General features: G+C 43.8%; 10 protein-coding genes and 1 pseudogene. 10 read left to right on the top strand and 1 reads right to left on the bottom strand.

What is annotated here, in order from left to right; all coding sequences use genetic code 11:
* The first annotated feature begins 9 nt into the window (after positions 1-9).
* From asp1 to ACHBGV_RS01795, 7 genes are read left to right on the top strand one after another with little or no spacing between them, the layout of a single operon-like run.
* Positions 10-1,581: an accessory Sec system protein Asp1 gene (gene asp1 / locus ACHBGV_RS01825; RefSeq protein WP_394735528.1), complete on the top strand. Its 1,572-nt coding sequence runs from the start codon at positions 10-12 to the stop codon at positions 1,579-1,581.
* A gap of 4 nt (positions 1,582-1,585) precedes the next feature.
* The gene (gene asp2 / locus ACHBGV_RS01820; protein WP_172058947.1) at positions 1,586-3,160 is read left to right on the top strand and encodes an accessory Sec system protein Asp2; all 1,575 of its coding nucleotides are present in this window, start codon (positions 1,586-1,588) and stop codon (positions 3,158-3,160) included.
* The gene (asp3, locus tag ACHBGV_RS01815) at positions 3,160-3,702 is read left to right on the top strand and encodes an accessory Sec system protein Asp3 (RefSeq protein ID WP_394735527.1); all 543 of its coding nucleotides are present in this window, start codon (positions 3,160-3,162) and stop codon (positions 3,700-3,702) included. The genes asp2 and asp3 overlap by 1 nt, the downstream gene beginning before the upstream one ends.
* A 13-nt stretch (positions 3,703-3,715) precedes the next feature.
* A complete protein-coding gene (gene secA2, locus ACHBGV_RS01810) occupies positions 3,716-6,094 on the top strand; it encodes an accessory Sec system translocase SecA2 (protein WP_394735526.1) in 2,379 nt (792 codons plus the stop codon).
* A 15-nt stretch (positions 6,095-6,109) separates the two neighbouring features.
* Positions 6,110-7,609: an accessory Sec system glycosyltransferase GtfA gene (gene gtfA, locus ACHBGV_RS01805; protein ID WP_394735525.1), complete on the top strand. Its 1,500-nt coding sequence runs from the start codon at positions 6,110-6,112 to the stop codon at positions 7,607-7,609.
* Position 7,610: 1 nt separating this feature from the next.
* The gene (gtfB, locus tag ACHBGV_RS01800) at positions 7,611-8,936 is read left to right on the top strand and encodes an accessory Sec system glycosylation chaperone GtfB (protein ID WP_394735524.1); all 1,326 of its coding nucleotides are present in this window, start codon (positions 7,611-7,613) and stop codon (positions 8,934-8,936) included.
* Entirely contained in the window at positions 8,937-9,104 is a 168-nt protein-coding gene (locus ACHBGV_RS01795; RefSeq protein WP_161943337.1) for a hypothetical protein, read from the top strand.
* Positions 9,105-9,278: 174 nt separating this feature from the next.
* On the opposite strand, the pseudogene ACHBGV_RS01790 reads toward ACHBGV_RS01795, so the two are convergent.
* Positions 9,279-9,443: pseudogene (locus ACHBGV_RS01790) on the bottom strand (ISL3 family transposase); the annotation flags it as partial.
* Between the two features lie 739 nt (positions 9,444-10,182).
* On the opposite strand from ACHBGV_RS01790, the gene ACHBGV_RS01785 reads away from it, so the two are divergent.
* From ACHBGV_RS01785 to ACHBGV_RS01775, 3 genes are all read left to right on the top strand, one after another.
* Positions 10,183-10,404: a DNA-binding protein gene (locus ACHBGV_RS01785; RefSeq protein WP_172023005.1), complete on the top strand. Its 222-nt coding sequence runs from the start codon at positions 10,183-10,185 to the stop codon at positions 10,402-10,404.
* A gap of 142 nt (positions 10,405-10,546) precedes the next feature.
* The gene (gene ylqF, locus ACHBGV_RS01780; protein WP_172067884.1) at positions 10,547-11,398 is read left to right on the top strand and encodes a ribosome biogenesis GTPase YlqF; all 852 of its coding nucleotides are present in this window, start codon (positions 10,547-10,549) and stop codon (positions 11,396-11,398) included.
* Positions 11,385-12,152, top strand: coding sequence for a ribonuclease HII (locus tag ACHBGV_RS01775; RefSeq protein ID WP_105160038.1), 768 nt, complete (start codon positions 11,385-11,387; stop codon positions 12,150-12,152). The genes ylqF and ACHBGV_RS01775 overlap by 14 nt, the downstream gene beginning before the upstream one ends.
* The last annotated feature ends 9 nt before the right edge of the window (positions 12,153-12,161 follow it).

Raw genomic sequence — 12,161 nt, 5'->3', positions numbered from 1 at the left:
GGAGTTACTATGTTTTATTTTGTCCCATCCTGGTATCAAGGAAATCGTAAGTGGTATATGGAAGCCCCATTATGGTTTCGTGCCATTGAAAATATGACCTTTGACGATGCAGTGAATCAATTGAAGACCTTCCAGGCTGCGGGCGAAGAAACGATAATGCTCTTGTTGGGGTACCAACCTCATTTGCGCTATTTTTTGCACCGTCAAGATATTCTTTCAACCCCTTACTGGTCCTTCTTTGACGAGATTCAGAATATCCAAAGTAAAAATACCAAGGTGGTCCAGGTATCGGATTTGACATGGCCACAGGGGGCACGTTTTGTCTATACTCCCTTTGCCTTGTTGGTCAAAATTGGGGATGAACGGATTGCGGAAGTACATTTTGCTGAAAGCGGCAATCTCTTGAAAGTGGAATACTTTAAGGAGAATGAAGTCACCTACCACTACCTGTTCGACGATCGTGGATTTTTATCGAGTATCCTTTATTTTTCAGATGGGAAGCCTAGCCATCAGGATTATCTGAATGAAAAAGGGGTCTGGCAGATTCGTGAGCACTTGACAAAAGCTTCCAATCTCATTACCATCAACCCACGGGCAGATCAGGAATTCTTCCAGCTGGCTTATGAGAGTTGGGATGATTTGATTTTAGAGAAATTATTCTTCTTCAAACGTCTGCGTATGACAGAACATGACTACTTGGTTATGGCAGTCCATGAACAACACAATCACCTCTTGTTGGATGCTTTTGAACAACAGAAAAAAGTGTTGTCCTTTAGCGGTGACCGCTACAGTCTCCAAGAGGGCAGTGACTTAAAGCGTCTTGCTCAGGAAGGTGATGTCCTGGTAGTGGATTCGGAGAAAAACAAGCTGGCCCTTGAGTACAGTTTGGCCCAGCTGGGAACCCCTGCTCACCATGTCAGCAAGGTGACGCCGTTTGATACACGTTTGCGTTTAGGACGCAGTCAGACGGTCAAGGAATTGATTATTTACTGGCAGATAGACGGCGCAAGCCGTGAAGACTATTTACAAACCCTGCATGTTTTATTGCAGTTAATGGAAGAAAATCCCTTGATTGAATTGGATATTGTCAGCTATGAACGTGCACGCAATATGAAGGCTTTGGAAAGTGATTTGATTGCTCTTCTGCAGGAAAAATACACACTTGCTCGGTTCATGGAAGTATCGGAAGAGGCTGGTGAAAACCAATTGGAAGAGGATCAAGAGATGACCTTGTCCAGCATTCGCTTCCATACCTTTTCCAATGAAAATCAGATTATTCGCCAATTAGATACGACCCGATTGGTATTGGATTTGGGACAGGTTCCGCATCTTTATACTCAGATTGCTAGTATTAGCGCTGGAATTCCACAAATCAATCGCCAAGCTTCAGAGTATGTAACGCATGGGGAAAATGGTTGGATTGTGAAGGAAATCAAAGATCTGATTGAAGCAGTCGCATATTACTTTGATGGTCTGACAAACTGGAATAGGTCCCTTGTTTCAACTGTTCAAAAAATGGGGGACTACACTAGCGGTCGCATTATTGATCAATGGAAAGAATTATTAGAAAATAAAGGCTAACAGAATGAAAATTTTACAGATAGGAAGCCAAGATTGGTCGCAAGGAAAGGAGCTTCCAGCAGACCTGGAATGGCTTTATACGAGTGCAGAAGGCATTACAGACCTTCTCCAAGACTTAAACGATGCAGCTTTGGCAAAAATTCCTGCTGAAAAATTAGCAGAAATGGGAGAAAATCCCAAGGTCCCTCTTTACTTTACAGGAATCCTGGTAACCGATTCTCTGTCGGAAAAGCAACTTGAACCTTTGATGAATAGCATCGAAGCTTATGCTGTCTTTATGACAGAAAATGTGGAGGTCTTTGATATAGCTCCGACTGGTTTTTACCGCAGAAAGGTGATGTCTTACCTACCTATACAGGGAAGCCAGGAAGAGTTGATCGCTTTTCTCCATATGAACCTTTTTTCAGGACAATATGGGGCTAAGTTAAAGATCCCTGAGATTGATGTTAATCCCAACTTTACAGGTCAAGTTGATTATGAGGGCAATGTCGGTGTTACGTTTACAGGTGATTTTGGGGAGGATTTTCAACCCCTAATGACATTTCGTTATAACTTGGGGACCTTTCCCACGTCTCTTGAAATCTGGTTGGAATACATAAAAAATGGAGACTGTGAACTTCGTCTAGAGTTGGATCTGATCCGTAAGGGATCTTTAGCGGATGTTTTTGAGCAACAGATTTTGAGTGAAGAAGAAATGAAAGAACCTTATGTTCTAGCACGACATCCAGAGGTTGGTTTCTATAGTGTGTCTGTTTCTGCCAGAGGGACAGGATCTATCAAGACTGGTGTACTCCATTGGCGTTATTCGCGTTCTGGACTTGGTCGTTTTATCTTAGGGGGGAAGCGTCATTCGGATGCCAAGCGCCAAGAAATTTTTCATTACTTTAACCCTGGAGATATGAAACCACCTTTGAATGTTTATTTCTCTGGTTTTCGTGGAGCGGAAGGATTTGAAGGTTTCTTCATGATGAAACGCTTGGGAGCTCCCTTTCTACTCATAGCCGATCCACGTTTGGAGGGAGGATGCTTCTATTCTGGAACAGATGAATTAGAAGGTCATTTACAATCTGCGATTCAAGAAGCTTTGGATTATTTGGGATTTGATTCGAACCAACTTATTCTTTCCGGTCTATCAATGGGAGCATTTGGTGGCTTGTACTATGCGTCTCATTTTAATCCCCATGCTGTTATCGTCGGGAAGCCGTTTACAAACTTAGGAGAGACTGTTTCTAATTTGAAGTTGAAGCGTCCCGGTGAGTTTGAAACCAGTGGTGACATGATTCGGAATGTGGTCGGTGGAGCTGATTCTGCCTCAGTTGAAGCCTTTAACCAACGATTCTGGGATAAATTTGGCGAATCAGATTTTCATACGACTCAATTTGCGATTGCGTATATGGAGCAGGATGACTATGATGGCCATGCTATGGAACGCCTGATTGATTATTTGGCGGATAAGGATGTCCATATTTTCTGTAAGGGGTATGAAGGCCGACACAACGACAATAGTCGAGCTATCAACCGTTGGTTTATGGCTCAGTACCATAAGATTCTAAAAAATGATTTTGGAAGGGACATGTAATGGTAGAAGCATTAGTGCAAAAATTACTCTGGACAGGAGTAACTCCAGGTGTGAACTACCTGTACGGTTCAATGATCCAGATACAGGAAGACTCGATTTTCTTTGAGAATCTTCATTTTTCACCAGGTAAACCCATTAAAACTTGGCGGTCTCGGACTAACTACCAGGCCAATCGTTCCTGTCCAGAACTCCCCTTGCTCTATCCAGGAGTTACCTATCGCCTAGAGCAAAAGGTCACCATCACGCCTGAACAGACCGCCTATTTTCAAATTCAATATTTCAATCGCCAGGATGAGGAAATCCAACGGGATATCCTCAGAAATGGGCAAGAAGAATTTACCTTTCCTAAAGATGCCTTCACCTATCGGATTTCCCTAATGAGTGCAGGTTGTCGGCAGGTGGAATTCTTCCATATTGCGATTTATGGACCTGAAAATAGCGCCAAACCTTTGGTAGAAAGAAATCAAGTCAGCAGCTACACATCAGGTCAGGAGCCTGAGGAACTAAGATTGGTGAGCCGCTTGATTCACCAAAAAGGATAAAGGAATAGCAACCATGCAATACAAGACTTCTTTGCTGAATCAGATTCGGTTGAGAAAGATTAAAAAATTAACCAAACAGATTAATGCTCTGTCCGATACCTATGAAGGGATGACCGATCAAGACTTGTCGAATCAAACAAGTCTCTTTAAGGCGCGCTTGGAAGCAGGTGAGGACCTAGACGATATGCTGGTAGAAGCGTTTGCGGTTTGTAGGGAAGCCTGTTACCGTGTCCTAGGTCAATTTCCATATGATGTACAGGTGATGGGGGGAATTGCCCTCCATCAAGGGACCATTGCGGAGATGAAGACTGGTGAGGGAAAAACCCTGACGGCGACAATGCCCCTATACCTCAATGCTCTATCAGGAAAAGGTGCGATTTTAGTCACCACTAATGAGTATCTGGCCAAGCGGGATGCTTTGGAAATGGGGCAGGTCTATGAGTTTCTCGGCCTATCTGTTGGTCTTGGTGTCTATGATGATGACCAAGAAGGAGATGCAGAGACTAAACGAATGGTCTATGGAGCCGATATCACCTATGTAACAGGTGCTGGTCTGGGTTTTGATTACCTGTCTGATAACCTTGCTTCTTCAAAGAGCGAGAAGTTCCTACGTGACTTTAACTATGTTATTGTTGATGAGGCGGATGCGGTCTTGCTAGATAGCGCCCAAACTCCTCTCATCATCTCAGGGACCCCTCGAGTTCAATCCAATATGTACGATATCTGCGATCAGTTTGTACTAACTTTGGGAGAAGAGGAGTTTTACTTTGACCCAGATAAAAAAGAAGTCTATTTGACGAACAAGGGAAATGACTATGCGGAACACTATTTCGCAGAAGAGAGCATTTACAATGCAGACAACTGGGAGCTCAATCGCCATATCAACCTAGCCTTACGGGCCCACTATCTCTACAAGAAAAATTATGATTATGTGGTACAGGATGATGAGGTCAAACTCTTGGACAATCGAACAGGACGCGTGTTAGAAGGCACCCGTCTACAATCTGGTATTCACCAAGCCTTGGAAACCAAGGAAAATGTGAAGAAAACCAAAGAAAGTCGTGCCATGGGCTCAGTTACCTATCAAAGCCTCTTCAACATGTTCCCTAAACTTGCAGGAATGACAGGTACAGGACACCAGGCAGAGGATGAGTTGATTTCGACTTATAAGGTTCCAGTTATCTCCATTCCGACCAATGTGCCGATTCAACGAATCGATTATCCAGATAAAATTTATACCACTCTTCCAGAAAAATTGTATGCAACGATGGAGCTAGTTAAGGAGCTGCATGCCAAGGGACAACCTGTGCTGTTGATTTCTGGAACTGTGGAAATCACCCAAATTTATTCGCAACTGCTCTTGCAAGAAGGCATTGCCCATTCAACATTGACAGCTAATAATGTGGCAAAAGAAGCCTTGATTATCAAAGAGGCTGGTCAGTTGGGGACGGTGACTTGTGCGACTATTATGGCCGGCCGTGGGACTGATATTAAGTTGGGACCAGGTGTGGAACAATTGGGTGGTTTGGCAGTTGTTGGAACCGAGCGGATGGCCAATAGTCGGATGGACTGGCAGTTGCGCGGTCGAGCAGGCCGTCAAGGTGAACCAGGCATGTCTCAGTTCTTTGTCTCCTTGGAAGATGAATTGTTGACCAACTATGGTCCGGAATGGGTCAAAAAATACTTTAAAAAGCATAATCGTGAAGATCGTAGAAATTATGGTCGAGCTTTGACAGGTCGCCGCTTCCATGCGGCTATTCATCAAGCTCAAGAAAAGAGTGAGGATAATGCTGTCAGTGCTCGTCAATCAACTATTCGCTTTGATGAAAGCCTGCGAGTCCAGCGCCAGAAGATTTATGGCTTGCGGGACCGCTTGATTCTTGATGATGAGAACTTGGCGGAAAATGTCCGCCAGATTATGGAAGAAGTGATCGATTCTTATTTGGCCGAGAACAAGGAGCGAACACGCCATCAGCTACGCCGCTATATCTTGGACAACTATAGCTATGCTTTCAGGTATTTCCCAAGAGCTTTAGACTTGGACGATGACCAGGACGTTAAGAACTATTTGTTAAAATTGGTGGAAGAAGAAGTGGCTAAAAAAGGGATGCTTTTGCAGTCAGAAGAAGCTTTGTCAGAGTTCTATCGTCTGTCTGTTTTGAAGGCAATTGATGAGTGCTGGGTCGAAGAAGTTGACAGTCTCCAACAATTGAAGGGGGTTGTCACAACACGATCTACAGCCCAGAGGGATGGGATGTCCGAATACTACCAAGAATCCCTGCGTTCCTACAAACAGATGTCTGATTTTGTCAAACAGAAAATCGCTCGAAATGTTATGCTCAGTACCATAGAGCAATCGAAAGATGGAAAACATTCTATTTATTTTGTATAAGAAAAGGAACAGAAGATGACCATTTATAATGTCAACCGTGGAATTGGTTGGGCCAGCAGCGGAGTAGAGTATGCCCAAGCCTATCGGGCCAGCATTTTTAGAAAGATTGGCCAAGATAGTAAATTTATTTTTACAGATATGTTTCAAGGAGAAAACCTGGCTCATTTTACAGCCAATATTGGCTTTGAAGACCAGGAAATTATCTGGCTCTATGGCTTTTTTACCGATGTCAAGATCGCAGCGACAACCTATCCTTTGATGGAGTTTGAAGCCAGTCTAGATTCTGATTTTGTCAAGGTTTCACAGAGCCCCGAATCTGTCAAATACCAGCATAAAGACAAGGACTTGGTCATCTTGGTGTTTACACGGAAAAATCATCCAGACTATGTGCAAAAGGTAGAGTTTCTTTCCAAAGGGAAGCTGATTCGCAAGGACTACTATAGCTATACCAAGATGTTTTCGGAATACTATGCTCCAGTGGATAATGCACCTGTTTTAAATGTGCGGGTATTTTTCAACGAAGATGGTTCTATCGCCTATGAAGAAAACTGTTCTGGTGACCAGAGTATCTTCCGTTTTCCTGATGCTATCCTTTGTACAAAAGAGGAGTTGATTGGTCGCATGTTGGACCGATTGGCTCTGACAAAAGAGGACATTATCTTGATTGATCGTGCTACTGGGACAGGTCAGGCGATTCTGCGCCACCGAGGAGAGGCCCGTGTGGCAGTCGTGATTCATGCAGAGCATTACAATATGAATTCTGTGACGGAAGAAACTATTCTTTGGAATAACTATTATGAATATCAGTTTTCGAATGCGGATAAGATTGATGCCTTTATTACCTCAACCAAGGCGCAAGCGGAAACGCTGGCGGCCCAATTTGAGACCTATACGCCTTTCCGCCCGAAAATTTTTACTTTACCAGTTGGTAGTTTGGATGAATTGCGCCAGCCCAAATTGGACCGTCGTCCTTTCTCTTTGGTGACCTGTTCGCGACTGGCTAGTGAGAAACACATTGATTGGCTGGTGGATGCGGTGATTCAGGCCCAAAAACACTTGCCAGACCTTCAGTTTGATATTTATGGTGAGGGTGGGCAACGTAGCCGCTTGGAAGCCATGATCAAAGAACACGATGCGTCCTCTTTTATTCGCTTGATGGGGCACCATGATTTAACAGAGGTTTATAAACACTACCAAGCCTACTTGGCAGGTTCGACCTCAGAAGGTTTTGGTTTGACCTTGATGGAAGCCATTGGTTCTGGCCTGCCGATTATTGGCTTGGATGTTCCTTATGGCAACCAAACCTTTGTTCAGGATGGACGAAACGGTAGCTTGATCAGTCGTTTGGACATTGATGATCCAACTGTCTATAGCCGACTTTTTGCCGAAAAACTGCTGGACCTATTCCAATCAGGTCAGCTGGAAGACTGGCAGGCGGCATCCTATGATCGTGCCAAGGAATTTCTGACGGTCGAATTGGAAAAAGCGTGGTTGCGCTTTATTGAGGAGGTTTAAAATGATTCAATTATATGATAGCTTCCATCAGGCCAGTAAGGATCTGTATTATTCACTGACTCAGGCAGGTTTCCAAGGTCCTGTCGTTGTCATTAATGATGATGGTTTTCTACCAGAAGGTGTGACCTCTGCCTATTCATACTATTGCCAAATGGAGACAGGTCAGGGGTGCTCGCTTTATTTCAACCAACTCCAAGTCCCTCCTTTTTGGGAAATTACAGGGACCAATGGTGAAGGAGAAGTCTGGGATTACAGCCAACGGAAGGCAAAGATTTTTTATGCTGAACCCAAGCACCTCCGTCGCATCAAAAATGTTGACTGGTTTGGACCAAATGAAAAGGTACGTTTTACAGACCACTACAATCGCTTTGGTTGGTTGTTTGCACGAACCTATTTTAATGCCGAGCAGAAGGTGACTAGCCGTATTTATTTCAATCAGGCAAAACAAGAGGTCTTGGTTGAGAATTTCATGACGGGTGACATTCAGTTAAACTGGCAGGGAAAAGTGTATTTCTTTGACAATCGTGTGGAATTGTTCCGCCATTATTTTGCGGAAATGGGCTGGGAATTGTCAGAGATTTGGTACAACTCTTTATCGACTCCTTTTTTCCTCTCCTACAACAGTCCAGAAGCAGGTCAAGATGTCCTATTTTGGCAGGAAGGTATCCAGGAGGACATCCCAGGAAACATGAAGGTCATGTTGAATTCTTCCCACGTTCGTACACAACGTGTTTTGGTACAGCAGCGTCATGTTTATCAGAAGATGATTGATATCTTGCCGGAAGAACAAAAGGCCAAGATTGCTTACCTAGGTTATATCTATCCAAGCTTGCGTGAGAATGCTGGACGAAAGGAAATCCTTATCCTAACCAACTCGGATCAGATTGAGAAATTAGAGGAGCTAACTCAAGCACTACCAGACTTCCACTTCCATATCGGCGCCTTGACAGAAATGTCTCAACGATTGATGGCTTTTGAAGCGAAGTCAAATATTACCCTCTATCCAAATATTTCACAGAAACAACTGCAACAGTTGTTCCAAGAATGCGATATCTACCTCGATATCAATCATAGTGGAGAAGTAATGGATGCGGTTCGCAAGGCCTTTGAGCAAAATATGGTGATTTTGGCCTTTGAGCAAACCGTTCATAACCGTGATCTGATTCCAGCTTCCCACCGCTTTGATGCCAGCCAGCCAACTAACATGGTGATGGCCTTGGCAGGCTTTGCAGCATCTTATCCACAGATGGTGGCCTTGCAGCGTGAAGAAACTAGCAATGAATCTGTTACTGGATACCAACAGTTACTTGGGAAGGAGGAGCGCTAAATGACAGAGAAACGTAATCCCTTGTTGGATGAAGCGATTGAGAAACAGATCAAGGAAGCTCGCTATGTTGAGCCTAAGAAAAACAAGCAGAGACGGAATTATTTTTACCTCACCATCATTTTCCTTGTAACGTTGGCAGTTATTTTATCCCTCCTTCGTTACTTATAGAAATTCTTGCCTACAAGCCAATTGAAATCTTGAAAATTGCATGAAAATGTGAGAAAATATGTCAAATAAGAATGTGGGGGAAGAGCCATGCGTGACGCTATACTCTTGAATGACCGAGCGGCTGCTCTTGATGACCAATTGGTCCCGGTTTTAGGGTATTTTGGATGGTTTTTAGAAGTCGTACTTGGCCATCTGCCCTTGGCAATGTTGGCATTTGGGAGCAGGGTAATCCAGCTTAGCGATGACCTCTTTGCGGCTCCTGGCATCCACAATCTCCAAAATAATGATATTAGGGTCTTTAATTCCGAGTAGTTGTGTGATAAAATTGAATTGTTCCATATGAGTCTCTCTAAATGATAGTTTTTTCGCTTTTCATTATAGGTCATATGGGGCTTTTTTCTACACTCTAAAAGGCTCGATAATCTCTACAGTGGATTTACCCACTACAGTCTCATAGAGCCTGTTTGTCTTTTTCTGTGTACGACGGGCATGTCGTACATCTGAGGTGGAAGTCCTCCGTTGGCACCCGCTACAGGTGAACCCAATAGCGACTCCCAAGCCTGACTATCGTGAGGTAGCGGATTAAAACGGTCTGGGGAGAGACCGTTTTAATTCTGACGCTAGAAACCAAGATCGTCAGAGGAAGGGATAGCGAAATTGTGGAACTACCAACAGAAACGTGATACGAAGGCGTATATAGCGTACAAGGTGGCTCAGAAAACTAAAATACAAAAAGGTAGTCGTAACCTAAATGCGTAATTCACGAGTGTAATTGAACTCGGACTAAGGTCCTCATATCTTGTGTAAACGAGGAAAAATGTACGACTTATCCCGTGAGGTCTCATGGTCGTCAATAAGATGTAGTAACAACGAATCATGAGAAGTACCCTCGCCTATTGTTGTTATCAACTTATTCTTCGTTGAACAATCTTTATTTAATCACTTCTATGTAACTTTTTTTCATCAGAAAAAGACTTACTGTTATTTTTTGTCTAAATTTCACTGCAATCGTGGCATACTATTTTTGAGTTAAGAAAGTGGATCAATTTATGAATTCAAAAAATAGTAAGTATCGGATATGAATTTTGGTATCGAAAGTGGCTGGGGTAATAAGAAAACCATTTTAAAAATTTGGTCTGGGTTGTCTATACACACTTTGAACAGATGGCTACGTGAAATGAAGAAGAGAAAAAAATTTCGAGATGCAGTTATTAATCCATCACATAAAACATTGTTTGTTCAAATTGACCGATTTGAAGAATTTCTGAGATATAAGGACAAAAAGAAAATAAAACAATGAAGACGAAAATTAAAAAAAATGGTAGAATAGATGAGTTAGCTATCTATTTTAAAAAGCTTGATTTTGCCCAATAACTGCCCATTTCTTATAAATAATATCAAGTTAGGCTCACAAAAGCCCAAAGTAAAGGAGTTTTAATCCCATGGCAATTATTCAATGGTTTCCGGGGCACATGTCCAAGGCGCGCCGTCAGGTTCAGGAAAATATTAAGCACGTGGACTTCGTGACCATTTTGGTCGATGCCCGTCTGCCCCTATCCAGTCAGAACCCCATGCTGACTAAAATTGTCGGCGACAAACCCAAACTCATGATTTTAAATAAGGTTGATTTGGCGGATCCTGCCCGTACTAAAGAATGGCAGAGCTACTATGAAAGTCAAGGGATGAAAACCTTGGCCATCAATTCAAAAGAGCAGTCCACAGTCAAAAAAGTGACCGACGCAGCAAAAAGCCTAATGAAGGATAAGCTAGAGCGTCTCCGCGAACGTGGTATTCAAAACGAAACCCTACGGACCATGATTATCGGTATTCCAAATGCAGGCAAGTCAACGCTCATGAACCGTCTGGCAGGCAAGAAAATCGCTGTCGTAGGAAACAAGCCCGGCGTCACCAAGGGACAGCAGTGGCTCAAGTCTAATAAGGATTTGGAAATTCTCGATACGCCAGGTATTCTCTGGCCGAAATTTGAGGACCAAGAAGTCGGGCTCAAGTTGGCATTGACAGGGGCTATCAAAGACCAGCTCTTGCCCATGGACGAAGTTACGATTTTCGGATTAGATTACTTCAAAGCCAATTATCCTGATCGCCTGCAGGAGCGTTTCAAGGGCATGGATTTGGAGCAGGAAACGGCTGACCTCATCATAGACTGGACCCGCAAACTCGGTTTCCGCGACGACTATGACCGCTTCTACAATCTCTTTGTCAAGGAAGTGCGTGATGGCAAGTTGGGCGTCTACACATTGGACAAGGTGAGTGATTTCGATGGCAACGATTAAGGAAGTGACTGCTCTGCTGGCCCAGGTGGACAGTCTAGACAGCCCTGTCTGGGCGGACTTAGCTCAGGATGAGCGAGCAGGGGTCCAGGCTGCCATCAAGAAACGCCGTAAGGAGTTGGAAAAAGAAGCAGCAGAAGATGCCCGCTTAGAAGCTATGCTATGTTACGAAAGAGCCCTTTATGAAAATGGGGTGGAGTTCATTGCTGGTATCGACGAGGTCGGGCGTGGCCCTCTAGCAGGTCCCGTGGTGGCAGCAGCTGTTATCTTGCCCAAGGGCTGCAAAATTCGTCACCTCAACGATTCCAAGAAAATCCCCAAAGCCAAGCACCAGGCCATATATGAGGAGGTTATGGAGCGGGCAGTAGCTGTGGGAATTGGTGTGATGGATAATCACATCATCGACCAAGTCAATATCTACGAGGCGACTAAATTAGCCATGTTGGAGTCCTTGGGAAAGCTGGACCAGCAACCGCAGCACCTTTTGATTGACGCCATGACATTAGACACTACCATCCAGCAGACTTCCATCATCAAGGGTGATGCCAACAGTTTGTCCATCGCAGCAGCTTCTATTGTTGCCAAGGTGACGCGGGACCAGATGATGGCAGACTACGACCGTCAATTTCCGGGTTATGGCTTTGCCCAAAATGCTGGCTATGGTACTGCAGAGCATTTACAAGGCCTAGCAAAACATGGTGTGACACCCATTCACCGTCGGACATTTGAGCCTATCAAGTCTATGATATTGAAGTAGAATAGCTTG

This window comes from Streptococcus sp. A34 (assembly GCF_043674115.1).
Lineage (GTDB): Bacteria > Bacillota > Bacilli > Lactobacillales > Streptococcaceae > Streptococcus > Streptococcus suis_V.
This window is presented reverse-complemented; position numbering and strand designations above follow the sequence as displayed.